Source organism: Brevundimonas sp. SORGH_AS_0993 (assembly GCF_030818545.1).
In the GTDB taxonomy this organism is placed as follows: domain Bacteria; phylum Pseudomonadota; class Alphaproteobacteria; order Caulobacterales; family Caulobacteraceae; genus Brevundimonas.
The window spans coordinates 1,923,830-1,948,042 of sequence record NZ_JAUTAH010000001.1 but is presented as its reverse complement, the minus strand read 5'-3'; the positions used below and the strand labels follow the sequence as shown (position 1 = coordinate 1,948,042).

At 68.6% G+C, this 24,213-nt stretch carries 20 protein-coding genes, 1 tRNA gene and 1 pseudogene; 14 read left to right on the top strand and 8 right to left on the bottom strand.

Annotated elements, in window-relative coordinates; translation table 11 throughout:
• Nucleotides 1–57: 57 nt before the first annotated feature.
• The 4 genes from QE389_RS09680 to QE389_RS09665 all read right to left on the bottom strand — a co-directional run bounded on the left by QE389_RS09680 (nt 58) and on the right by QE389_RS09665 (nt 5,155).
• Nucleotides 58–2,250, bottom strand: a complete 2,193-nt coding sequence (locus QE389_RS09680) for a 3-hydroxyacyl-CoA dehydrogenase NAD-binding domain-containing protein (RefSeq protein ID WP_307369018.1) — start codon at nt 2,248–2,250, stop codon at nt 58–60.
• Nucleotides 2,251–2,267: 17 nt separating this feature from the next.
• A complete protein-coding gene (locus QE389_RS09675) occupies nt 2,268–3,473 on the bottom strand; it encodes an acetyl-CoA C-acetyltransferase (protein ID WP_307366742.1) in 1,206 nt (401 codons plus the stop codon).
• Between the two features lie 181 nt (nt 3,474–3,654).
• Complete coding sequence (locus QE389_RS09670; protein WP_307366740.1) at nt 3,655–3,873, bottom strand: hypothetical protein; 219 nt, start codon at nt 3,871–3,873, stop codon at nt 3,655–3,657.
• Between the two features lie 55 nt (nt 3,874–3,928).
• Nucleotides 3,929–5,155 (bottom strand): PQQ-dependent sugar dehydrogenase, encoded by a 1,227-nt coding sequence (locus tag QE389_RS09665; RefSeq protein WP_307366738.1) that lies wholly within the window; start codon nt 5,153–5,155, stop codon nt 3,929–3,931.
• 181 nt (nt 5,156–5,336) lie between these two features.
• Here QE389_RS09665 and QE389_RS09660 point away from each other — a divergent pair.
• A tRNA-Met gene (locus QE389_RS09660) sits at nt 5,337–5,413 on the top strand.
• A 310-nt stretch (nt 5,414–5,723) separates the two neighbouring features.
• Nucleotides 5,724–6,065 carry a hypothetical protein gene (locus QE389_RS09655; RefSeq protein WP_307366736.1) on the top strand — a complete coding sequence of 114 codons (342 nt, stop codon included), beginning with the start codon at nt 5,724–5,726 and terminating at the stop codon, nt 6,063–6,065.
• 4 nt (nt 6,066–6,069) lie between these two features.
• On the opposite strand, the gene QE389_RS09650 is transcribed toward QE389_RS09655, so the two are convergent.
• A complete protein-coding gene (locus QE389_RS09650) occupies nt 6,070–6,741 on the bottom strand; it encodes a TlpA disulfide reductase family protein (protein ID WP_307366734.1) in 672 nt (223 codons plus the stop codon).
• 70 nt (nt 6,742–6,811) lie between these two features.
• Here QE389_RS09650 and argH point away from each other — a divergent pair.
• The 5 genes and pseudogenes from argH (at nt 6,812) to QE389_RS09625 (ending at nt 11,515) form a co-directional block, all read left to right on the top strand.
• Nucleotides 6,812–8,177: pseudogene (argH, locus tag QE389_RS09645) on the top strand (argininosuccinate lyase).
• Nucleotides 8,174–8,410 carry a hypothetical protein gene (locus QE389_RS09640; protein ID WP_307366733.1) on the top strand — a complete coding sequence of 79 codons (237 nt, stop codon included), beginning with the start codon at nt 8,174–8,176 and terminating at the stop codon, nt 8,408–8,410. Before argH ends, QE389_RS09640 begins: the two are co-directional and overlap by 4 nt.
• Before the next feature lie 3 nt (nt 8,411–8,413).
• A complete protein-coding gene (lysA, locus tag QE389_RS09635) occupies nt 8,414–9,688 on the top strand; it encodes a diaminopimelate decarboxylase (protein WP_307366731.1) in 1,275 nt (424 codons plus the stop codon).
• 46 nt (nt 9,689–9,734) lie between these two features.
• Nucleotides 9,735–10,382: a hypothetical protein gene (locus QE389_RS09630; protein ID WP_307366730.1), complete on the top strand. Its 648-nt coding sequence runs from the start codon at nt 9,735–9,737 to the stop codon at nt 10,380–10,382.
• 140 nt (nt 10,383–10,522) lie between these two features.
• Nucleotides 10,523–11,515, top strand: coding sequence for a cation diffusion facilitator family transporter (locus tag QE389_RS09625; protein ID WP_307366728.1), 993 nt, complete (start codon nt 10,523–10,525; stop codon nt 11,513–11,515).
• 13 nt (nt 11,516–11,528) lie between these two features.
• Here QE389_RS09625 and QE389_RS09620 read toward each other — a convergent pair whose 3' ends face one another.
• Complete coding sequence (locus QE389_RS09620) at nt 11,529–12,386, bottom strand: glutamate racemase (RefSeq protein WP_307366726.1); 858 nt, start codon at nt 12,384–12,386, stop codon at nt 11,529–11,531.
• A 128-nt stretch (nt 12,387–12,514) separates the two neighbouring features.
• Here QE389_RS09620 and QE389_RS09615 point away from each other — a divergent pair, with 128 nt between their 5' ends.
• Complete coding sequence (locus QE389_RS09615) at nt 12,515–14,707, top strand: M3 family metallopeptidase (protein ID WP_307366724.1); 2,193 nt, start codon at nt 12,515–12,517, stop codon at nt 14,705–14,707.
• Between the two features lie 123 nt (nt 14,708–14,830).
• Nucleotides 14,831–15,796, top strand: a complete 966-nt coding sequence (locus QE389_RS09610) for a magnesium and cobalt transport protein CorA (protein WP_307366721.1) — start codon at nt 14,831–14,833, stop codon at nt 15,794–15,796.
• Between the two features lie 24 nt (nt 15,797–15,820).
• On the opposite strand, the gene ppc is transcribed toward QE389_RS09610, so the two are convergent.
• Complete coding sequence (gene ppc / locus QE389_RS09605; protein WP_307366719.1) at nt 15,821–18,520, bottom strand: phosphoenolpyruvate carboxylase; 2,700 nt, start codon at nt 18,518–18,520, stop codon at nt 15,821–15,823.
• A 194-nt stretch (nt 18,521–18,714) separates the two neighbouring features.
• On the opposite strand from ppc, the gene QE389_RS09600 reads away from it, so the two are divergent.
• Nucleotides 18,715–19,908, top strand: coding sequence for a divergent polysaccharide deacetylase family protein (locus QE389_RS09600; protein WP_373458306.1), 1,194 nt, complete (start codon nt 18,715–18,717; stop codon nt 19,906–19,908).
• Nucleotides 19,909–20,045: 137 nt separating this feature from the next.
• The gene (locus tag QE389_RS09595) at nt 20,046–20,522 is read left to right on the top strand and encodes an RNA pyrophosphohydrolase (protein ID WP_307366715.1); all 477 of its coding nucleotides are present in this window, start codon (nt 20,046–20,048) and stop codon (nt 20,520–20,522) included.
• 52 nt (nt 20,523–20,574) lie between these two features.
• Here QE389_RS09595 and QE389_RS09590 read toward each other — a convergent pair whose 3' ends face one another.
• A complete protein-coding gene (locus tag QE389_RS09590) occupies nt 20,575–21,048 on the bottom strand; it encodes an Hsp20 family protein (protein ID WP_307366713.1) in 474 nt (157 codons plus the stop codon).
• A 268-nt stretch (nt 21,049–21,316) separates the two neighbouring features.
• Between QE389_RS09590 and QE389_RS09585 the strand changes: the two genes are divergently transcribed.
• From QE389_RS09585 to QE389_RS09575, 3 genes are all read left to right on the top strand, one after another.
• Nucleotides 21,317–22,150 (top strand): class I SAM-dependent methyltransferase, encoded by an 834-nt coding sequence (locus QE389_RS09585; protein ID WP_307366711.1) that lies wholly within the window; start codon nt 21,317–21,319, stop codon nt 22,148–22,150.
• 90 nt (nt 22,151–22,240) lie between these two features.
• The gene (locus tag QE389_RS09580; protein WP_307366709.1) at nt 22,241–23,164 is read left to right on the top strand and encodes a class I SAM-dependent methyltransferase; all 924 of its coding nucleotides are present in this window, start codon (nt 22,241–22,243) and stop codon (nt 23,162–23,164) included.
• Nucleotides 23,161–24,210, top strand: a complete 1,050-nt coding sequence (locus QE389_RS09575; RefSeq protein WP_307366707.1) for an alpha/beta fold hydrolase — start codon at nt 23,161–23,163, stop codon at nt 24,208–24,210. Before QE389_RS09580 ends, QE389_RS09575 begins: the two co-directional genes overlap by 4 nt.
• Nucleotides 24,211–24,213: the final 3 nt, after the last annotated feature.

The following is a 24,213-nucleotide window of genomic DNA, read 5'->3' as shown; positions in this document are numbered from 1 at the left end:
AAGAACGGGCGACCCGAAGGCCGCCCGTTCCGTAACCTAAGAGATGTCCGCAGCCGATCAGGCGGCGGCCTTCTCCGGGGCGAACTTGCCGTAGAAGGTCTCACCCTTCGCCGCCATGTCGCGAAGCAGTTGCGGGACCTTGAAGCGGTCGCCGTAGGTCGCGGCCAGACGGTCCGCCGTCTCGACGAACCGGGCCAGGCCGATGCCGTCGATCATGCTGATCGGGCCGCCGGTCCAGGGCGCGAAGCCCCAGCCCAGGATGGCGCCCAGGTCGGCTTCGCGCGGATCGTCGATGACGCCCTCTTCCCAGCAGCGCGCGACCTCGACCGCCTGGCGATACAGAAGGCGCGTCTTCAACTCGTCGATCTGGGCGAAGGCGGTCGGCTCCTCAGGGCTCTCGATGCCCTTGGTGGTCGGGGCCAGTTCGGACAGACCCTTCCAGATCGTTTTGGGCTTGCTGTCATAGTCATAGAAGCCCTTGCCGTTCTTGCGGCCGAAGCGTCCGCCCTCGACCATCTTGGCGACGATGTCTGCGCCTTCCGACGGGACATATTTGTCGCCCAGATCGATCGCCGTCTGTTTGGCGATCTTGTAGGACAGGTCCAGCGCGACGTCGTCGTGCATCTCCAGCGGGCCGCGCGGCATGCCGGTCATGCGCCCGACATTGTCGATCAGGGCGGGGCCGTAGCCCTCCTCCAGCATCGCCATGCCCTCCATCAGGAAGGTGGAGAAGCAGCGCGAGGTGTAGAAGCCGCGGCTGTCGTTGACGACGATCGGCGTCTTCTTGATCTTCAGCACATAGTCCAGCGCCTTGGCGATGGCGGCCTGACCCGTCTTTTCGCCCAGGATGATCTCGACCAGCATCATCTTGTCGACCGGCGAGAAGAAGTGGATGCCGATGAAGTCCTCCGGCCGCACGCTGGCCTCGGCCAGGCCGGTGATCGGCAGGGTCGAGGTGTTGGAGCCGAACACGGCGCCGTCGGCCAGTTGCGCCTCGGCCCGTTTCGTCACATCGGCCTTGATCTCGCGGTTTTCGAACACGGCCTCGACGACCAGGTCCGAACCCTTGATCAGCTCATAGTCCGTCGTCGCGGTGACGGAGCCGAGCAGGGCGTCGTACTTCTCCTGCGTCAGCTGACCGCGCGACAGGCGCTTCTTCAGCAGTTCCTCGACATGGGCCTTGCCCTTGTCGGCGGCTTCCTGGGTCTGGTCGATCAGGATGGTCTCGATGCCCGCCAGCGCCTGCACATAGGCGATGCCCGCGCCCATCATGCCGGCGCCGATGACCGTGACCTTCTTCGGATCGGCCTTGGGAATGCCCGCCGGACGAACCGCGCCCTTGTCCAGCTCCTGTTTCGACAGGAACAGGCTGCGGATCATGGCCTGGGCCTGCGGCGTCATCAGGGTCTTGATGAAGTAGCGCGTCTCGATGCGCAGGGCCGCGTCCATTGGAACCTGGGTTCCTTCGTAGACGGCCTTCATCAGGTTCACCACAGCCGGATAGTTGCCGTAGGACTGTTTGCGCAGCATGGCGTTGCCGACCATGAAGTTCTGGATGCCGGCCGGGTGATAGGGGCCGCCGCCGGGCAGTTTGAAGGATTTCTCGTCCCACGGCTGGACGGCCTTTCCGACGCCTTTGATCCAGGCCTTGGCGGCCTCGACCGACTGGCCCTTTTCGACCACCTCATGGACGATGCCGGCGCCCTTGGCGTCGTTCGGACGGAAGGACTTGCCCTCGCTCATGGCCATCATGGCGTTCTGCACGCCGACCAGGCGCGTCAGGCGCTGAGTGCCGCCGCCGCCGGGGAACAGGCCGACCTTGATCTCGGGCAGGCCCAGCTGAATCCGGTTGTCGTTCTCGACCACGCGATAGTGGGTCGCCAGGGTGAACTCCAGACCGCCGCCCAGCGCCAGGCCGTTGATCGCGGCCGCAATGGGCTTGCCCAGGGTCTCCAGCGCGCGGAAGGCGCCGTTCAGCTTCCATCCGGCGTCGAACGCCTTTTGCAGGTCGCCGCCGCCCGACAGGACGCCGCCGGCCATGTCGCCCAGGTCCGCGCCCGCGCAGAAGCCCGACGCCTTGCCCGAGGTGATGACGGCGCCCTTGATGGCGTCGTCGGTCTTGATGCGTTCAACCAGTTGCGGGATTTCCGCCATGACCGAAGAGGTCAGGGTGTTCATCGAACGGCCCGGCACATCGAAGGTGATCAGGGCGATTCCGTCGGCGTCGACGTCGATCTTGAAGTTTTCCATGTTCATTCGCTCCCGGATCAGATGCGTTCGATGACGGTGGCGGTGCCCATGCCGCCGCCGATGCACAGGGTGATCAGGGCGGTCGACTTGTTCGAGCGCTCCAGTTCGTCCAGCGCGATGCCGGTGATCATGGCGCCGGTGGCGCCCAGGGGGTGGCCCATCGAGATGCCGCCGCCGTTCACGTTCATCTTGGCGTGGTCGATGTTCAGGGCCTGCATATAGCGCAGGACGACGGCGGCGAACGCCTCGTTCAGCTCCCACAGGTCGATGTCGTCGGGCGTCATGCCCAGCTTCTTCAGCAGTTTGCGGGTCACATATTCCGGGCCGGTCAGCATGATCGACGGCTCCGAGCCGATCGAGGCGCCGCCCAGGATCTTGGCGCGCGGCTTCAGGCCGAGGGCCTGGCCGGCTTCCAGCGAGCCGATCAGGACGCCCGCCGAACCATCGACGATGCCCGAAGAGTTGCCCGGGGTGTGGACGTGGTTGACGCGCTCGACCTCGGGGTAGCGCTGGTTGATCACGCCGTCGAAGGCCATTTCGCCCATCATGGCGAAGGAGGGGTTCAGGCCGCCCAGGGTCTGCATGTCCGTGTTCGGACGGATCGTCTCGTCATGGTCCAGGATGGTCAGGCCCAGCTGGTCCTTGACCGCCAGGACCGAGTTCCTGAACCGGCCCTCGGCCCAGGCCCTGGCCGCGCGCTTGTGGCTTTCGACCGAATAGGCGTCCACGTCATCGCGGCTGAAACCGTATTTGGTGGCGATCATGTCGGCCGACACGCCTTGCGGCACGAAATAGGTCGGGAAGGCCGAGGACGGGTCGGTGGGCCAGGCGCCCATGTCCGAACCCATCGGCACGCGGCTCATGACCTCGACCCCGCCGCCGACGGCGAAGTCGGCCTCGCCGGACTTCACCTTGGCGGTCGCCATGTTCACGGCTTCCAGGCCCGAGGCGCAGAAGCGGTTGACCTGAACGCCCGCCGTATCCTGCGACCAGCCGGCCGACAGGACCGCCGTGCGGGCGATGTCGGCGCCCAGTTCGCCCACCGGCGTCACGCAGCCCAGGATGACGTCGTCCACCTTGGAGGTGTCCAGATCGTTGCGGTCGCGCAGGGCTTCCAGCACCTGGGTCGCCAGGCTGAGGCCGGTGATCTCGTGCAGCGAGCCGTCCTTCTTGCCCTTGCCGCGCGGGGTGCGAACGGCGTCGTAGATATAGGCGTCAGCCATCAGGCGTCTCCATCTTTGGTCCCTTGGCCCATTTGCGCGGCGGTCCGCGACAGGAGGGACAGGGCGGTTCCAAGCGTCGACGCCAAGAACCCTACGTTTACGTCAACGTCAAGTAATAAGCCGACTGACGCCGCGCCAGGGGAGGCTGGGACATGTCCCGAAAAGGCGAACGCCTCGGGCGTCAGTTCCGGGAAATGCGGGTCGCGCCGCCCACGATGGTGCAGGCGTATTCGGTCTCGGGGTGTCCGGTCTGCATGCCGGTGGGGGTCAATATGCCTTCGCGGGCCTTGCAGGACGCCTCCAGCCGATCGAGATCTTTCTGATAGCTGCTGACGCCGCCGGTGGAGGCGCAGGCGCTCAACAAGGGCAGGGCGACGGCGGCGAGGACTAGACTGCGCATGGGCGTGATCTCCTTCGGGAGGTTGGGACGCGGCCCCCGCCTGTCGCCGGCCATCCTACGCCGCCGGGGTCAGTCTGACCAGTTTGCCGTTCTGCTCGTCCGTTATGGCCCAGACCGCGCCGTCCGGTCCGATCGCCACGTCGCGGACGCGCTCGCCCAGGTCGGTCAGCAGACGCTCCTCGCCGACCACACGGTCGTTCCGGATCACCAGCCGGGCGATGTGCTTGTCCTTCAGGGCGGCGATCAGCAGGTTTCCGGTCCACTCGGGGAACATCGCCCCTTGATAGAATACCGCCCCGCCCGGCGCGATCACCGGGTCCCAGTAATAGACCGGCTGTTCCGTGCCGGGTCTTTGCGTCGCGCCGGTATTGATCGCCCCGCCGGCGTATTCGAGCCCATAGGCCGCATCGGGCCAGCCGTAGTTGGCGCCCGGCTTTTCCAGGTTCAACTCGTCGCCGCCGCGCGCGCCGTGCTCGATGGTCCAGACGGCGCCCGTTCCGGGCTGAACGGCGATCCCCTGAACATTGCGGTGGCCCAGGCTCCAGATCTCGGGCCGCGCGCCGGGGCGGCCGACGAACGGATTGTCGGCGGGGACGGAGCCGTCGGCGTCGATGCGGATCGTCTTGCCCATATGCGAGGCCAGGTCCTGGGCCTGGGGCCGCATCGGCCTGTCGGACCGCTCGCCCAGGGTCACGAACAGCTTGCCGTCCGGCGCGAAAGCCAGGGACGAGCCGTAATGCTTGTCGCCGTCATAGACGGGCAGGGCGCGGAAGATGACCTGGACATTGTCCACGCGCGATCCGTCGTCCGACAGGCGCCCGCGCGCGACCGAGGTGGCGTTGCCGCCCTCACGCGGTTCGACATAGCTCCAATAGATCAGGCGGTCGCGGGCGAAGTCGGGGCTGACGACGACATCCAGCAGCCCGCCCTGGCCGCGCGCATCGACGGCGGGCAGGCCGGTGATCGGCGCGCCGACCTGACCGGCGGCGGTGACGATCCGCATGCGTCCGGGCTTTTCCGTCACCAGCCAGTCGCCGTCGGGCAGCAGGGCCAAGCCCCAGGGGTGGACCAGGCCGGACGCCGCCACCGTGTGGGTCAGGGCTCTTTCCGTGCGGACGGCCGGCGCCCGCGTCTGATCCTCGAACGCCGGGCGTTGGTCGGGACTGTTGGCGGGGCGGGTCTCCAGCGGCGCGCCCGCCTGGGGCCGGGCCTCGCCCTGGGAACCGCAGGCGGCGGCAAGGACGAACAGGGCGCTGGAGGCGGCGAGGGCGGCGGGGCGCATGGCGAAAGCTCCGGGCGGTGACGGGTGTGGACGCCAACGGCGGACATCCTGTCCCGTTCCTCGCGCGATGGCGAAGGAGGCGCATCGCGGCACGATGTCGCGCGTCATGACTTGAACCCAGCGGCCGGCGGCGATATAGGCACGCCTCTTCCGCGTGGCCCCGGCCGCGCGCAGGGCCCATGGTTGGGTAGCTCAGATGGTTAGAGCGGTGGATTCATAACCCACAGGTCGGCGGTTCGATCCCGCCTCCAACCACCACCCTTCTCCTGAAAATCGGTCGCCGGATGTCCCCCCTTTGCCGGCGGGCTCGTAACGTCTCCTGTTTGAAAGCGTGGGAAGCGGCCCGGCCCGACGGGTGTAGGGAGTGGGCCAGGCCGCCTCGGACGACCCTGACCGGCGAGGGACGGGATCATCGACGACGAACCGTCGGGGTTCGCGCAATCGAGGGATAGGCGGCTCTGTTTCTCCGGAACAGTTGGTGGAAATACGAGGCCGGCCGGCGACGCGGGCGCAACCGTCGCCTTTGTCCGACGTTCTGGCGCAGAGCAAACTTGACCGGACAAGACCCATGCTGAAACGCGCCGCCGCCCTGCCGATCGTCGCCGCCGTCGCCTTGACCTTGGGCGTCGGCGCCTGCACCCGCAACGAAACCGCCGAGGCCGAACAGAAGGCCGAGGTCGCGGGCGACCACGCCCAGGCCGCCGCGAGCCAGGCGGGCGAAGCGTTGGAATCGGGCGCCAGCCAGGCCGGCGAGGTTCTGGAGGCCGGGGCGATGAAGACCGCTCAGGCGGTCGAAAGCGGCGCGGGTAAGATCGCCGACACGCTGGAGGAAAAGCAGGCCGAGGCCGCGGCCCAGGGCCGCCCCGGCGCCGTCGATCCCGCCACGGACCGGCGCGTTCCCGCGAACTGATCGGTCAGGCGGTCGGCGCGCTCTCGGCCAGAAGGGCGTCGATCAGCGCCCGGGCTTGCGCGCTGTTCCAGTCCGCGTCGCCGGCCAGGCTGGCGCGGATGCGGCCCTGCCGGTCCAGGATGATGGTCTGGGGCATCATCCCCTTGCCCGGAAACTCGAACGGCAGTTGGAACCGAACGTCGTTGTAGAAGGGCAGGGGGGCGTGGGCGTCGATGAAGGTCTTGGCCTGGGTCACGCCGTCCGGCGTCGCATCGACGTTGATCGGCAGGACGATCAGATCGGGATTGGCCTCGTAGGATCGCGCCAGGGCCGCCAGGGTGGGCATCTCGGCACGGCAGGGCGCGCACCACATGGCCCACAGATTCACCACCGTCACCCGACCCTCGAATGCCTGAAACCGCACGGCGGTGCCGGTGCGATCACGGAAGACATAGCCGGGCGCGGGCTTCGGTTCGGCCGGCGTCTGCAGCCTGGCCATCGCGCCGACCGCGAACCGGGTCAGGTCGCTGGGGGCGGCGGCGTCGCCGGCCTTGTCGATTGCGGGCGCCGTGGGGGCTTGCGCCGCCTGCCTATGATTGGCGTATAGCGAAATCGCCATTCCGCCGGCGCCGGCGATGGTGCTGACCAGCACGATCGCGCCGACGACCGCCCAAATCGCCTTTCTAGAGCCGCTCATGACAGATACGCCCTCCATCGACGCCGAACACGGCGGTTCGACTGCGCCGGTCCGTCCTGCGGGTCAAGACATGTGGGGCGGGCGCTTTTCGTCGCGGCCGGCCGACATCATGCAGGCGATCAACGTCTCCATCGGCGTGGACCGGCGTTTGTGGCGTCAGGATCTGGCCGGGTCGCGCGCCCATTGCCGCATGCTGGCCAAACAGGGGGTGATCCAGCAGGCCGACGCCGAGGCGATCCTGAAGGGGCTGGACGCCATCGAGGCCGAGATCGTGGACGGGACCTTCCCGTTCCGGGATCGGGTTCGAGGACATCCACATGAATGTGGAGGCGCGACTGAGCGAACTGATCGGCGAGCCCTCGGGGCGCCTGCATACGGCGCGCAGCCGCAACGATCAGGTGGCGCTGGACTTCCGCCTGTGGGTCCGCGACGCCTGCGACCGCTCGGTCGCCCAGCTCAAGGCCCTGCAGGCGGCGCTGCTGGACCGGGCCGAGCAGCATGCCGGCGATCTGATGCCGGGGTTCACCCACCTGCAGACGGCGCAGCCCGTGACCCTGGGCCACCATCTGATGGCCTATGTGGAGATGTTCGGACGCGACGCGGGCCGCTTCGCCGACGCGCGCGCCCGCATGAACGAAAGCCCCCTGGGCGCCGCCGCCCTGGCGGGTTCGCCCTTTCCCATCGACCGCCACATGACGGCGGCCGAATTGGGTTTCGACCGGCCGATGGCCAACAGCCTGGACGCCGTGTCGGATCGGGACTTCGCCCTGGAGAGCCTGGCCGCCGCCTCGATCACGGCCGGCCATCTGTCGCGCCTGGCCGAGGAGATCGTGGTCTGGATGACGCCGATGTTCGGTTTCGCCAGCTTGCCGGACGATCTGACCACCGGCAGCTCCATCATGCCGCAGAAGCGCAACCCCGACGCCGCCGAACTGGTGCGGGCCAAGACCGGGCGGATTCTGGGGTCTCTGGTCGCCCTGTCCACGGTGATGAAGGGCCTGCCGCTGGCCTATTCCAAGGACATGCAGGAGGACAAGCCGCCGGTGTTCGAGGCGTTCGACGCCCTTGATCTGGCGCTGACGGCCATGACGGCCATGGTCGCCGCCCTGATCCCGAACACCGAACGGATGGCGGCGGCGGCGGGCGCCGGCTTCTCCACCGCCACCGACCTGGCCGACTGGTTGGTGCGCGAACTGAATCTGCCCTTCCGCAAGGCGCACCATGTCACCGGGGCGGCGGTCAAGCGGGCCGAGACGCTGGGCGTGGACCTGGCGCAACTGCCGCTGGATGAACTGCAGAAATTGGAGCCGGGCGTGACCGAAGCGGTTTACAAGGTGCTGACCGCCAGGGCGTCTTGCGAAAGCCGCCAGAGCTATGGTGGGACCGCGCCGGAACAGGTCCGTGCGCGCATCGCGGACTGGAGGCGACGCCTGTGAAGAAGACCCTGATCCTGGCCGGGGCGGCGGCCCTGGCCCTGACCTCGGCCGGATGCGGCCGGATGGCGGACCTGGAATCCCCGGTGCGCGAGACCGAACGCGCGCCGCGCAGCAGCCGGGCGCCCGGCCTGCCCGAGCCCGCCACCCTGAACCGCCCATCCAGCAGCGTGCCGATCGACGGCGGCCCCTCCAACCCGATCGGCGCCGGCGCCGCCCAGAACGAACCGCGCTAGACCTTGCACCATTTCGACCTCAAGGACGGGACGCTGCATGCCGAGGGCGTGCCGCTTGAACTGATCGCCGACGAGGCGGGCACGCCCGTCTATGTCTATTCCACCGCGACGCTGAAGCGGCACTACGGCCTTTTGCGCGCCGCCGCCGACGCCCACCGCGAGGCCCTGGGCGAGGCGCTGATCGCCTTTGCGGTCAAGGCCAACTCCAACCTGTCGGTGCTGGCGACCCTGGCCAGGCTGGGCTGCGGCGCCGACACCGTGTCCGAAGGCGAGATCCGGCGGGCCCTGGCGGCGGGCGTGCCGGCCGACCGGATCATCTTCTCCGGCGTAGGCAAGACGGACATGGAGCTGGCCTTCGCCATCGGCGTGGGCGTGCGCCAGATCAACGTCGAGTCAGGCGCGGAACTGGACCGCCTGATCGCCGTCGCGGCCATGATGGGCGCGTCCCCGGCCATCGCCATCCGCGTCAATCCCAATGTCGGCGCCGGCGGCCACGCCAAGATCACCACGGGCGGCAAGAGCGACAAGTTCGGCGTTCCGGCAGCCGAGGCGATGGACCTCTACCGCCAGGCCTCCCAGTCCACCCACGTCACCCCCGTGGGCCTGGCCTGCCATATCGGCAGCCAGATCACCGACCTGGCGCCGCTGGAAGCCGCCTTCCGCGTCTTGGCCCAGATGACCCGCGACCTGCGCGCCCAGGGCCATGCGGTGACGCGGCTGGATCTCGGCGGAGGGCTGGGCGTGCCCTATTCCGGCGGCAGCGAGCCGCCGTCCCCGGCCGACTATGTCGCCATGGCCGCCCGCGTCCTGGCCGGACTGGAGGTCGAGGCGGCGTTCGAGCCGGGCCGGCTGCTGGCCGCCAACGCCGGGGTGCTGCTCAGCCAGGTGATCCAGATCAACGAGCGTTCGGACGGTCGGCGCTTCCTGGTGCTGGATGCGGCGATGAACGACCTGATGCGGCCGGCGCTCTACGAGGCCTATCACGACGTCCTGCCGGTCACGCCGCGCCCTGGCGCGTCGCAACCCTATGACGTGGTCGGTCCGGTGTGCGAGACGGGCGACACCTTCGCGCGCGACCGCGCCCTGCCGCCGCTGGAGGCCGAGGATCTGGTGGTCTTCACCGGCGCCGGCGCCTATGGGGCGGTGATGGCCAGCGAGTACAACAGCCGACCCCTGGTTCCAGAGGTGTTGGTCGAAGGCGAAAACTGGGCCGTCGTCCGGCCGCGCCCGACCTATGAGGAGATGCTGGACCGGGAGCCCTTCGCCGACTGGCTGTGACGATTTGGGCTCGATTGTTATAAAGTAACACGATATAGGGCGCGGCATGTCTTTCGGTTCCGACCCGTCCATCATGATGTCTCTGCTCGGCGGGGGCTTTGTAGCCGCCTTCCTGCACGCGGCCCTGCCGACCCACTGGCTGCCCTTCACCCTGGTGGGGCGGGCGCAAGGCTGGCGGCCGTCCCGCATCCTCGCGGCGGTGGCGACAGCCGGTCTGGCCCATATCGTTTCGACCGCGGTGGTGGGCGCTCTGATCGTGGCGGCGGGCCTGGCGCTGGATCACTGGATCGATGGGCTTCTGCCGCATCTGGCGGCCGTGTTGCTGTTTCTGTTCGGCGCCTTCTATCTGACGCGGGCCATGTTGCGCCGGGCCGCGCCCGTCGACGCCCCCGCGCCTCCGGCGGCGGTGTCGGACAGGGCCGCCTTTCTGGGTCTGATCGCCATGATGGCCGTATCGCCGGGCGAGGTGCTTTTGCCCATCTATCTGTCCACCGCGCCGCAGGGTCTGGCCGCCCTGGCCCTGCTGACCTTGATGTTCGCCTTGGGCACGGTGGCGGGCATGGCGGTCTTTACGGCCCTGGCCAGCGCGGGCGCCTCCCTGCTGCGGCTGGAGCGATGGGCCCGCTATGAGGGCGCCGTCCTGGGCGCGGCCCTGATCCTTCTGGGTCTGGTGGTCGCCACCCACCAGCACTGAAACCTGGTCGTTTCAGACGGAACCGCATAGCGATTAGTCCTTGGCGGATCAGGCTCTGATGAGAGCATTATATGATAACATTCAATGCGTTATCATATAGCGACTTGGCCTTTTCCCGAAACGGCGTATAGCGTGGCCTTATGAGCGTTCACGGACACAGCCACGCGGATCACGATCACGCCCCGGATCATGACCATGACCATGGGGAGGGCGGTCACGGTCACAGCCATGGCCATGGCCACGGTCATGCTCACGGTCATAGTCCGGTCGATACGGGGGACTGGCGTTACGCCGTCGCCCTGATCGTCAATCTTGTTTTTGTGGCGTGCGAGTTCGCGGCTGGCTTCGCCGTCAACTCCACCGCCCTGCTGGCCGATGCGGGGCACAATCTCACGGACGTCCTGGGTCTGGCCATGGCGGGGGGCGCAGCCGTGCTGGCGCGCATGGGCGGTCACGGCCGGGCAGGCGGGCGTCGCACCTACGGCCTGGGCAAGGCGACGGTGCTGGCGGCCCTGGGCAACGCGCTGCTGCTGATCTTCGCCTGCGGCGCCATCGTGTTCGAGGCGGTCAGCCGCTTCACCGATCCGGCCCCGACCCATTCCCTGACCATCATGGCGGTAGCCGGCGTGGGGTTCATCCTGAATCTGGCGACGGCGCTGCTGTTCATCCGGTCGCAGCACGATCTGAATGCGCGGGGCGCCTATCTGCACATGATGGCCGACGCGGGCGTGTCCCTGGGCGTGGTGGTGGCGGGCGGACTGATGATGATGACCGGCTGGTCGGTGATCGATCCGATCGTCAGCCTGATCATCGTGGCGGTGATCCTGTGGTCGACCTGGGGCCTGTTCAAGGATTCCGTCAACCTGGCCATGGACGGCGCGCCCGCCCACATCGACGTGGCGCGGCTGGAGGCGGCCCTGGCGGCCTTGCCCGGCGTGACGGCTGTGCACGATCTGCACGTCTGGGGCCTGTCGACCAGCGAGGCCGCCCTGACCGCCCATCTGGTGCATGACCGCACCGACGCCCTGGCCCTGCTGCAAGAGGCGCAGAGCCTGGCCAAGGCCCGCTTCGGCGTCAATCACACGACCTTGCAGCTGGAGAGCGAGCCTTTGCCCGACTGTCCCGGCTGCTGAGACCGCCCGGCTTCTAGGCTGGGCCGAACGTCACCGGCGCGCCCCAGAACTGGGACACCAGGTCCGACTGCGGCCCGGCCTGGCCGGTGGTCAGGAAGTCGCGCCGGCCGCTGTCGCCCAGATCGTATTCGGGATGCTGCTGAAAATAGCGATCCAGGGCGTCGGCCACCGCCGTCGGCTGTTCGATCAGGGTCGTGCCGGGCGGCAGGGCCTGGGCGAACAGATCGGCGACGATCTCGTAGTGGGTGCAGCCCAGGATGGCCTTGTCCGGGTGGCGGCCGATGCGGCGGCGCAGGGCGTCGACATGGTCGCCGATCACGACCTTCAGCTCCTCGGGCGGCGCGCCCAGTTCGATCAGACCCGCCAGGCCGGGGCAGGGCTCTGAAAAGACGGCGATGTCCTCGCGTCGTTTGTCGATCTCAATCTCATAGACGCGGCTGATGGCTGTGGCGGCGGTGCAGAAGACGCCGGTGATGGCGATGGATTGGACCTTTTCCCCCTCCAGGGGGCGCTGGGCCTCGAAGCTCCACGGCACGCCGGTCGCCGCCTCTATGGTCGGCACGATGATGCCCAGGATGTTGACCGGGCGGCCCAGCCGTTCGCGCAAGGCGGGCAGCCAGGTCTGCTGCAGGCGACGCAGGGCGATGGCCGAGGCGGTGTTGCAGGCCAGGACGACGACCGAGGCGCCGGCCTCGAACAGGCGTTCGCAGCCCGCCTGGGTCAACTGGACGATGTCCTCGCCGCCGCGCCCGCCATAGGGGGCGTGGGCCTGGTCGGCCAGATAGACGAAATCCCGCGTCGGGAACCGCCGGGTCAGTGCGCGGTGAACGGTCAGGCCGCCCACGCCGGAGTCGAAAACGCCAATAGCCATAGGCGCGCTTTAGAACAGTGCGACGCCGTATCCAACCGCCGCCCACGAAGATTACGGCCCTGTCAGTCGACGCGGCCGCCGCCTGCGCCTAAGTGTGATCCAGACATGATCTTCTATCGGAGCATTCCATGCATAGACGCCAGCTTCTCATCGCGGGCGGAAGCCTGATGGCCCTGTCGGCCTGCGCCACGACCACGACTGGCGCGCCGGGCGCGCCGGGCGCTGTGGGAACGAGCGGCGTCAGCCTGGCCGAGGAAGCGCGGATCGCGCGCGCCGTCCTGCCGGCCCAGACGCCCCGCGCGGAACTGCTTCAGCCCTGGACCGGGCCCTATGACGGCGTTCCGCCGTTCGACAAGGTGACGCCGGCCAAGCTGCGCGAAGCCATGCTGGAAGCCATGGAACTGGCCCGCGCCGACGTCGCCGCCGTGGCGAACAATCCCGAGCCCCCGACCTTCGCCAACACTCTGGCGGCGATGGAGCTGTGGGGCCAGCCGTTGGATCGCGCCTACAACATCTACAGCGTCATGACGTCGAACATCGGGGGTGACGAATACGACGCCCTGGATACCGAGATGTCGCCGATGACCTCGGCCTTCTTCGACGAGATCAACTTCAACGACGCCCTGTTCCAGCGGGTCAAGAGCGTCGCCGACAACGCCGACGCCCTGGGTCTGACGGCTCAGCAGAAGCGCCTGGCCGAACGCCGTCGAGACGCCTTCATCCGTTCGGGCGCCAATCTGGATGCGGCCGGCAAGGCCGAGCTGGGCCGGATCAACACCGCCCTGTCCAACGCCTTCACCCGCTTCGGCCAGAAGGTGGTGGCCGACGAGAACGCCTGGACCGTGATCCCGAACGAGGCGGGTCTGCGCGGCCTGCCCGAGTCGAACAAGGCCGCCGCCGCGGCGGCCGCCCGCAGCCGCAACCTGCAGGGCTGGGCCATTCTGAACACCCGTTCGGCGGTCGATCCCTTCCTGACCTTCGCCGATGACCGGGCCCTGCGTGAGCAGGTGTGGAGGAAGTTCGTCAACCGGGGCGACAACGGCGACGCCAACGACACCAACGCCACCATCGCCGAGATCGTCAAGCTGCGCGATCAGCGCGCCAAGCTGCTGGGCTACAAGAACCACGCCGAACTGCGCATGCAGGACACCATGGCCAAGACCCCGGCCAACGCCCAGCGCCTGATGGACCGCGTCTGGGCCCCGGCCAAGGCCCGCGTCGCCGAGGAGGTCGCCGATATGAAGGCGATCGCCGGCTTCGACATTGAGCCGTGGGACTACCTCTACTTCGCCGAGAAGGTCAGGAAGGCGAAGTACGACCTCGATCAGAACGAGTTGAAACCCTATTTCGAGCTGAGCGCCGTGCGCGAGGGCTCCTTCGCCATGGCCGAGCGTCTGTACGGCTTCCAGTTCAAGAAGCTGCCCAAGGGGACGGCGCCGGTGTTCGAGCCGGACGTGGAAGCCTACGAAGTCTATGACAAGACGCGCGGCGGCCGCCTGATCGGCCTCTATTACGCCGACGACTACGCCCGTCCGGGCAAGCGTTCGGGCGCCTGGATGACCACCTATCGGTCGTTCTCGCAGTTGGACGGTTCCAAGGTCATCCTGGCCTCGAACAACAACAACTTCACCAAGCCCGAGCCGGGTCAGCCGGTGCTGATCTCGCTGGACGACGCCGAGACCCTGTTCCACGAGTTCGGCCACGCCCTGCACTATCTGTCGTCGGTCGTCACCTATCCGTCCTATGGCGAGACGCCGCGCGACTTCGTCGAATATCCGTCGCAGGTGCACGAGCACTGGGTGCTGAGCCGCCCGATCCTGGACGGCTATCTGAAACACTATCAGACCGGCGCGCCCATGCCCCAGGCGCTGGTGGACAAGATCGAGGCGTCCAAGACCTTCAACCAGGGTTATGCGACGGTCAGCTATCTGTCCTCGGCCATCGTGGACATGGACCTGCACACCCAGGCCGCGCCCCCGACCGACATCGACGCCTTCGAAAAGCAGAGCCTGGCGCGCATCGGCATGCCCAAGGAGATCGTGATGCGGCACCGCCTGCCGCAGTTCAATCACCTGTTCACCTCGGACGGCTATTCGGCGGGCTATTACAGCTATCTGTGGTCCGAGACGATGGACGCCGACACCTGGTCCTATTTCGAGGAGTCGGGCGACGTGTTCAATCCGGACATCGCCGGCCGTTTCCGCTCCATCATGCTGGCGCCCGGCAACACCACCGACCGGGCCGAAGCCTATCGCGCCTTCCGCGGCCGCGATCCGGACGTGGCGGCCCTGCTGAAGGTCCGGGGCTTCCCGGTCAACTGATCGCCTTCTGATGAGCGACGGATCGCCGCCGGGGTCCCCTTCGGCGGCGATCTGCGTTTCGGGGGCGTGACGTCACCGGGCTTTCGGGCTCTAACCCATCGGGAAATCGGTTCGGAGGACGCCATGCCGGTCGTCGCATCCTATGTCTATCAGAACGGGCGTCGGGTCCGCGCGGCGCCCCTCAGCGACGAGGGGCTGACGCTGGCGGCGGGTCAGTTCGTCTGGATCGGCCTGGTCGATCCGACGGATGCGGAGTTCGACATTCTGGTCCGCCGCTTTCGCCTGCACCCGCTGGCGGTCGAGGACGCCCTGGCCGCCCACCAGATGCCCAAGGTCGAGGTCTATGGCCACGAACTGTTCGTCGTCGCCCGCACGGCGACCCGGATCGACGAGCGGATCGCCTATGGCGAGACCCACGTCTTCGTCGGCGACGACCATGTCATCAGCATCCGCCACGGCTCGGCGCGCGCCCACAACGCCCTTAGGGCCCAGCTGGAGGCGTCGCCGGAGCAGTTGAAAAAAGGCCCGGACTTCGTCCTGCACGGCATCCTGGACTATATCGTCGACGCCTACGCCCCCATCGTCGACGCGGCCGAGGACAGCGTGCTGGAGATGGAGCAGCGGACGCTGGACGCCTTCCTGTCGCGGGTGGAGATCAGGCGTCTGTTCACGCTGCGCCGCGAACTGCTGAAGTTCCGGCGCATCCTGGGTCCGATGGAGGAGGCGGCGCGACGCCTTCAGTCGCTGGACCTGCCCTGTATCGACCCCGACGTCCGCCCCTATTTCCGCGATGTCAGCGACCATGTGCAGCGCGTCAGCGCCCGCCTGGGCGGACTGAACGACATCCTGTCCTCGGTGTTCGAGGTCGCCAACCTCCTGGAACAGCAGCGCCAGGGCGTCATCACCCGCAAGCTGGCGTCCTGGGCCGCGCTGCTGGCCGTGCCGACCGCCATCGCCGGCGTGTACGGCATGAATTTCGAGTTCATGCCCGAGTTGCACTGGCGTTACGGCTATTTCGCCGTGATGGCGCTGATGGCGGCGATCTGTACGGGTCTGTTCGTCACCTTCAAGAAGACGAAGTGGCTGTAAACATAATCGGCAGCCAGAGGCCGATCAGCCGCTGTTCCTCAACCCCGCCGCCACGCCGTTGATGGCCAGAAGAATGCCTTCGCGGACGCGCGGGTCCTCGTCGCCGGCGCGGCGACGGCGGATCAGCTCGATCTGCACATGGTTCAGCGGCTCGACATAGGGCATTCGCAGGCGGATCAGCCGGTCCAGTTCGGGCTGGCCGCCCAGCAGCCGGTCATGGCCCGTGACGGCCAGGACGGCGGCGAGGGTGCGGTCCCATTCGGCCTTGATTTCTCCATAGATGTGCGAGGCCAGCGAGGCGTCGGGAACCAGGGTCGCATAGCGTCGGGCGATAGTCATGTCGGCCTTGGCCATGACCATCTCCATGTTCTGAACCAGGGTCTTGAAGAAGGGCCAGGTCTCGGCCATCGCCTTCAGCTCCTCCATGTCGCAGCCCTGGACCGCCGAGCCGAAGCCGAACCAGCCGGGCAGCATCACCCGGCTCTGCGACCAGCTGAACACCCAGGGAATGGCGCGCAGGTCCTCGATGCGGGGCGAGGCGGTGCGCGACGACGGACGAGAACCGATCTTCAGATCGGCGATCTCGGCGATCGGGGTGGCGGCGCGGTAATAGTCGACGAAGCCGTCGGTCTCATAGACCAACTTGCGATAGGCGGCCATCGACCGGGCCGACAGGGTCGACAGGGTCGCGCCATGTTCGGCGGCGAAGGCATGGTCGGTCCCCTGGCCCAGCGAGGCCAGAACTGCGCCGCAGGTCAGGGCGTCCAGGTTCCGCAGCGCGATCTCGGGCTCGCCGTACTTGTTGGCGATGACCTCGCCCTGTTCGGTGGTGCGGATGCGGCCCTGGACCGTGCCTTCGGGCTGGGCCAGGACGCCGGCGAAGGCCGAGCCGCCGCCGCGCCCGACCGTGCCGCCGCGTCCGTGGAACAGCTGCAGCTTCAAACCATGCGTCTGCGTCACCTCGACCAGGGCGCGCGACGCCTCGTGCAGCTCCCAGCCCGAGGTCAGATAGGAGCCGTCCTTGTTGGAGTCCGAATAGCCGATCATCACCTCCTGCACGCCGCGCGCCTTGGCGACGGCGAGGGCCGACGGTTCCTGCAGAAGCCGCTCCAGCGTCGGGCGGGCGGCGCGCAGGTCCTCGATGGTCTCGAACAGGGGGGCGGCCTGGATCGGGCAGGCGGCGGGGTCTTCGGGCCGGTAGAGGCCGACTTCCTTCAGCAGCAGATAGACCTCAAGCAGGTCGGAGGCCGCGTCGGTCTTGGACACGATATGGGTGCGGACGGCCTGGGGGCCGAAGGCGGCCAGGGCCAGGGCCGCCGCCTGCAGAATGGCGCGCTCCTTCAGCGTCTCGGGCGCATAGTCGGCATAGGCGCTGAACAGCAGACGGGGAGAGGCCAGTTCGGCCGCCAGCAGCGCCAGCCGTCCCTCCTCGCCCAGGGCGGCGTAGTCGGGGCAGACGCCGGCGACCTTCAGCAGGTCGGCGACGACCCGTTCGTGGACGTCGGAGTTCTGGCGCAGGTCCAGCGTGGCCATGTGGAAGCCGAACACCTCGACCGCCGTGATCAGGTCGTTCAGCCGGTCGTCGGCGAAGACGGCGCCGTTGTGGGCCACCAGACTGTCGTGCAGCACCCGAAGATCGGTCTCGAAGGCGTCGGGGCCCGGATAGGGCTGGGCCTGAACGGCCGCGCGACGCGGGGGCGGCGCCCTGCCCAGGGTTTCGTGGGTCGCGGCCAGGCGGGCGTAGATGCCGGTCAGCGCCCGACGATAGGGCTCGTCCGCCCGGTGCGGCGACGGATCGTGGGCCGCGTCGGCCAGGGCGGTCAGTTCGGGCGAGACCTGGGCCAGATCGGCGGCCAGACTGAGCTCGGCGCCCAGGGCGTGGGTCTCGTCCAGATAGAAGCTCAGCACGGCGCGCGCCTGGGTGCGGAAGGCGGCGGCCAGGACGCCGGCGTCGACATTGGGATTGCCGTCGCGGTCGCCCCCGACCCAGGTGCCGACCCGCATGAAGGGCTGCAGGTCGGGCGCTTCCAGCAGACGCCGCCAGGCCGCCAGCTGGCGCGGCGCCACATGCAGGAAGATGCGGTCCAGGAAGGAGACGACGGTGTCGATTTCGTCCTGCACCACCAAGCCCTGGCTGCGCACCAGACGGGTCGCCCACAGGATGACGATCTGGCGGCGCAGCGGTTCGTTCGACGTCGCCGGGTCGCCGGCGTCGCCCGCCCGGTCACGGGCGTCCAGCAGGTCGGAGATGGCGGCGATCCGGTCGATCACGCTCTTGCGCCGCACTTCGGAGGGGTGTGCGGTCAGGACCGGAGAAATCAGGGCCTCCTCCAGCAGGGCGCGCACCGCCGCGCGGTCGACGCCCTGATCGGCCAGCCGCTTCAGCGCGCCCTCGGGCGTGTCGGGCCGGGCGCCCGCCTCGGCCTGATCGCGGGCGCGGCGGCGACTGGCCCGGTCCTCGGCGATATTGGCCAGAAGCGAGAACAGGGCGAAGCCGTGCGCCAGGCCGGCCGCCTGATCGACGGGCAGGGCGGTCAGCAGCTTTTCCAGCCGCTTGGCCGGATGGGAGGCGGGATCGCGGTGATAGGCGACGGAGGCCTGACGCACCGCCTCCACCTGGTCGAACAGGGCCTGGCCGCCTTCGGCGCGAATGACCTCGCCCAGCAGCCCGCCCAGCAGGCGGACTTCGTCGCGCAAGGCGTCGTCGGCGGCGGGGTTGTTCATTGTGGCGTCCTGGCGTTTGTCGGCGAGGGGCGCATGTGAGGGCGCGAAAACCGCCACGTCAACGCACGAAACGTGTCCAAACGCGCGGCCTCGTCCTGTCGCCGAAATCATGGTGAACCGGGCGTTAGGGTTTATTAACCGCAGCGGGGCCAAGATCGGCTGGAAGGATTCCGCTTCGGTCCCGGCTCTCAACCATGTTCGCCAAACGCCAATCCGCCCTCGCCGCCACCGCCGGCCTCGCACCCCGCCCACGCAGTCGGATGGGGATGAAGCCTGTCGTCGCCGCGCTGAAGAAGCCGCCGGTGGTCGCTGGTCTGGCCGGCGTGTTCCTCTTGACCACCAGCGCCCTGTTCCTGACGGTGCTGGGCGATCCGCGCGCCGGTTCGCCCTCGGCCCGCGTCGCCCTGGAGCGGGAGCAGGCCGCGCCGGCCCCCGCGCCCTCGGGCTTCGACGCCTTCTCCAGCGGCGCCATGGGCCTGTATCAGAACCTGACGGGCTCCGGCGCCGATCCGGCCGCCATGGGCGGCGAGGCGGTGATCACCCTGCCGGACGGCGCCAGCGTGGCCGGCGGCGGGGCCTCCTATTCCGCGCCCGTCCATGTGGCCTCGCCCCTGAGCCGGGCGCCGATCGCCGGCCTGTCGCAGCCCGGCCCCAACGGTCCGCTGCCGATGATCGCGCCCGACGGCCGGGTCCCGGCCCAGGCCTACGCCCGCCCGTTCCGTCCCAACGGCAAGCCGCGCGTGGCCCTGATCGTGGGCGGCCTGGGTCTGAACGCGGTGACGACCCGCGCGGCCATCGAACGCCTGCCGCCGGAAGTGACGCTCAGCTTCGTGCCCTATGCCGAGAATCTTCAGTCGTGGATCGACCAGGCGCGGGCGCAAGGCCATGAGGTCATGCTGGAAATGCCGATGGAGCCCACCGGCTATCCCAACAACGATCCCGGCCCCTACACCCTTCTGGCCGACGGCGGTTCCGATGACGTTCAGGCCAAGATGGAATGGCTGCTGGGTCGCGCCACCGGCTATTTCGGCGTGACCAACTATCTGGGCGACCGTTTCGCCGCCTCGGACGCCGGCATGGGGGCCTTCCTGACGATCCTGCGTCAGCGGGGGATCGCCTTCCTGGACGACGGCTCGTTCCAGCGTCGCCCCGGCGCCTGGGCGCGCGCCAGCGCCGACCGGATCATCGACCAGACCCAGTCTCCGGCCGCCATCGTCTCCGCCCTCAACAGCCTGGAGGCCCAGGCCAAGCTGCGGGGTTCGGCTCTGGGAACCGGCTTCTCCTATCCGGTGACGGTGGAGGCCGCCGCGCGCTGGACCGCCGGTCTGGAGCAGCGCGGCCTGCAACTGGCGCCCGCCTCGGCCATGACGCTGCGGCCCGGACGTTAAGGCGTGGCGAGTAGCGAGTGGCGAGTGGCGAGAGATGACCTCGTCACTCCGAAACAGGCGTTTCCTGACCCTTCGGAGGCGATCGCCCGCTGTTGGCGGGCTAGGCTCGCCACTCGCCACTCGCCATTCGTCACTCGATGACCGACCTCACCCTCTACCGCCCGAATGTCGGGGTCGTGCTGTTCAACGCCGACGGCCAAGTCTGGTATGGCCGACGTCACGCCACGCCCGGACCCTATAACTGGCAGTTCCCCCAAGGCGGGGTGGACGAAGGCGAGGACCTGATGGACGCCGCCCGGCGCGAACTGCGCGAAGAGACGGGCGTTGGGTCGGTGGAACTGCTGGGCCGGACCGACGACTGGATCCTTTACGACTTCCCGCCCGAGGCGATGAACAACCCGAAGGCCTGGCGTGGATTCAAGGGGCAGAAGCAGATGTGGTTCGCCTTCCGCTTCATCGGTCAGGACGGCGAGATCGACCTGGACGCCCAGGACGAGGTGGAGTTCGACGCCTGGCGCTGGGGCGATCTGTCGGAAGCCTGCGACCTGATCGTGCCGTTCAAGCGCGACGCCTACGCCCAGGTGGTCAAGGCCTTCGCCCGCTTCGCCGCATAGAAAAAAGGGCGGCGCGAACGCCGCCCTTCCCTGGCTCTCGACGTGGGGCGGATCAGGCCGCCTTGGACGTCTTTTCGACCTTGCCCTCGATCAGGGGCTGGCCGACGCCGATCTCGATCCGGCGGGGCTTCAGCGCCTCGGGCAGTTCGCGCTTCAGCGCGATGGTCAAGAGGCCGTTGACCAGGCTGGCGTCGGTCACGACGACATAGTCGGCCAGCTGGAAGCGACGCTCGAAATCGCGCTCGGCCAGGCCGCGGTGCAGATAGGTCTTCTGCGCCCCGTCGTCGTTGGCCGTCTTGCGGCCGGTCACGGTCAGCAGGTTTTCCTTCACCTCGATGTTCAGCTCGTCCGGGGTGAAGCCCGCGACGGCGATCTCGATGCGATAGGCGTTCTCGCCCGTGGTTTCGATATTGTAGGGCGGATAGCCGCTGTCCGAGCTGGTCCGCGCGGCGGTTTCCAGCAGATTGGCCAGACGGTCGAAACCGACGGCCGAACGGTACAGCGGGGTGAAGTCATAGGTACGCATCAGCATCCTCCTGAGGATCAGCAAGGTTGAGCCGCCCGGCGGTTTGGCCCGGACGGTTGGGGTTCAGACAGGCGGCCCGATAGCGGCGCCGCCAGCCCGGAGAGCCCGTGACCGGCGCTCTCGGAAAATCAGATGGGATGGGCGAAACCGGCGTCAAGGGGTCGGCGCGGGGGCGTGCGACGAAATCGCCGTGAGGCTGGGGGCGGGCTTTGCGCGGCCTCGACCGGGTCGTAAGACGGGCGGATCGCCCTTTCAGGAACGCCGACCCATGCGCCCCATGACCTACGGCCTCTTCGCCCTTTCCGTCGCCGCCCTTTCCGTCGCCGTGGCCGGCCCCGTGCTGGCCCAATCCGCCCCGCCGGCGGGCCAGACCGAAGGGGCGTGGAAGCCGCCGCGTTCGGCCCTGTCCAGCGCCATCCCGACGCTGGCCGAGGATACGGCGCTGCAGGCGGCCGTCGCGTCGGAGGCCCGACCGGTCGCCGACCGCGCCCGCGACGCCGCGCGTCACCCCTACGAATCGCTGACCTTCTGGGGCCTGACGCCCGGTATGACGGTGGTGGAGATCGAGCCGGGCGGCGCCAGCTGGTGGCGTCACATCCTGGAGCCCTACGCCGCCGGGACCGGCGGGCGCTATGTGCCGGTCAACAGGCCCCTGGAGTCCATGGGCGTGGCCGAGGGTTCGGCGGACCTGATCCTGGTGGCGCGGGCCTTTCACAATTGGGCGCGCGACGGCCGGACCCAGCCCTACCTCCAGGCTTTCTACAAGGCGTTGAAGCCCGGCGGGGTCCTGGCCGTGGAGCAGCACCGCAGCGCCGAGGGCCTGAACGTCGCCGACGTGGCCTCCACCGGCTATGTCCCCGAAAGCTATGTGATCCGAGAGGCCCGGAACGCCGGCTTCGTCCTGGAGGCGCGCAGCGAGCTGAACGCCAATCCCAGGGACGATCACGACCATCCCTTCGGCGTCTGGACCCTGCCGCCGGTGCGCCGTTCGGCGGCGTCCGACGACCCGGCCGCCCCACGTCTGTCGGCCGAAGAGCGCGCCGCCTTCGACGCCATCGGCGAAAGCGACCGGATGACGCTGCGGTTTCGCAAGCCGGAATAGCGATCGCGTTTTGACCGGGACGGCGAACCTGACTAATCCCGTCTGACCAAGGCTGTCGGCGCGGGGGTCGGCGTCCTGCGGGAGTATTCGATGACTGACCATACTGCCGCCCCGAACGGCCTGTCGCGCCGCCTGCTCATGGCCGGCGCAACCGGCCTGGCGCTGGGCGGCCTGGCCGCCTGCGGCCGAAAGGAAGACAAGACGCCGACCCCGGCGCCGGCGCCCGCCGCTGCGAACGGCCCGCCCGAGGGGTCGCTGGAATGGGCTGTCGCCGGTCCCTGGCGCAGCGCCCAGGACCGGGCGCGCGATGCGGCGCGCCACCCGATGGAGACCTTGCGCTTCTTCGGTCTTCAGCCGCGCATGACGGTGGTGGAATTCTGGCCCGGCGGCGGCTGGTACACCGAGATTCTGGCCCCCTATCTGGCGCGGGGCGGCGGGACCTATGTGGCGGCCCTGTTCCCCGAGGGGCCGACGGCGGACCCGGTCCAGGTGACGCTGAACACCGCCTTCAAGACGCGGTTCAGCAGCGACAAGAAACTATACGGCGAGCCGCGATTCGCCAGTTTCGGCGCAGCGTCGGGGCCGGTCGCGCCGCTGGGCGCGGCGGAACTGTGTCTGTTCATGCGCACCCTGCACGGCTGGATGGCGGCGGGCATCGCGGAAAAAGCCTTCGCCGACGCCTTCGCCGCCCTGCGTCCCGGAGGCATACTGGGCGTCGAGCAGCACCGGCTGGCGCCCGAGCAGGACCAGGACCCGGTCGCCGCCAACGGCTATGTGCAGGAGGCGTTCGTGCGCCAACTGGCGGCCGAGGCCGGGTTCGTCTTCGTCGCGGCGTCCGAGATCAACGCGAACCCCGCGGACACCAAGGACCATCCCTTCGGGGTCGACACCCTGCCGCCCACGCGCCTGACGGCCCCCAAGGGCCAGCCCGCCGATCCGGCCTTCGACCGCGCGAAGTACGAGGCGATCGGCGAAAGCGACCGCATGACCTTGAAGTTCAGGAAACCCGAGTGAACCGCGCCCAAGCCTTCGCCGCCCAGGCTCCCCTGATGGGGGTTCCGGGCGCCGCGTCCCCGCCCGGCGGCCGGGGCGAATGGTTCCGGGGCGCCGGCGGCATGCGCCTGCGCGCGGCCCTGTGGCGTCCGACGCATCTGGCGGAGGGCCAGGCGCGCGGGACGGTGGTGCTGAGCCCCGGCCGCACCGAGCCGATCGAGAAATATTTCGAGATCATCGGCAACTTCCTGGCGCGCGGCTGGTGCGTCCTGGCCCACGACTGGCGCGGCCAGGGGCTGTCGGCGCGGCTGCTGCCCGACCGGTTGAAGGGTCACGCCCGCGCGGTGGAGGAGTTTCTGGACGACTATGGGCGGCTGCTGGGCGCCTTCGAGAGTCAGTGTCCGAAGCCGTGGATCATGGTCGGCCATTCCATGGGCGCCTGCCTGAACCTGCTCAGCCTGGAGGCGGGCGAGGATCGGTTCGTCGGCGCCGTCCTGTGCAGCCCGATGTTGCGCATCAAGACCGGCAAGCGGTCGATGTGGTCGGTCAAGCTGGCGGTGCGCTGGAACATCCGTCACGGCCTGGCGGGCGACTATGTGCTGGGCGATCCCGACGATCCGTTCGACCACAATTTCGAAGAGGACGCCCTGACCTCGGACCGGGAACGGTACGAGGCGTGGCGCCAGCAGCTGTTCGCCTGTCCGCACCTGGGCATCGGCGGTCCGACCTATGGCTGGCTGGCCTTCGCCCTGGACGCCGGGGAGCGCGCCCTGAAGCCCAAGGCGCTGAAACAGGTGCGTATTCCCGTCACCATCGTCCAGGCCGGCGCCGACGACGTGGTCTGGAAACAGACCACGCGCTGGGCCGCCAGCCGTCTGCCGCGCGGCCGCTATGTGGAGGTGGTCGGCGCCAGGCACGAGGTCATCATGGAGGCCGATCCCATGCGCGGCGAGTTCCTGGAGGCGTTCGACGCCCTGGCCGACGACGTGTCCCCGACGCCGGACGCCGCGCGCGACCCCTCCGCCCGCACCGAGGACGCGACGGCGGGGTCCGCCTCGGTGGCCTGACGC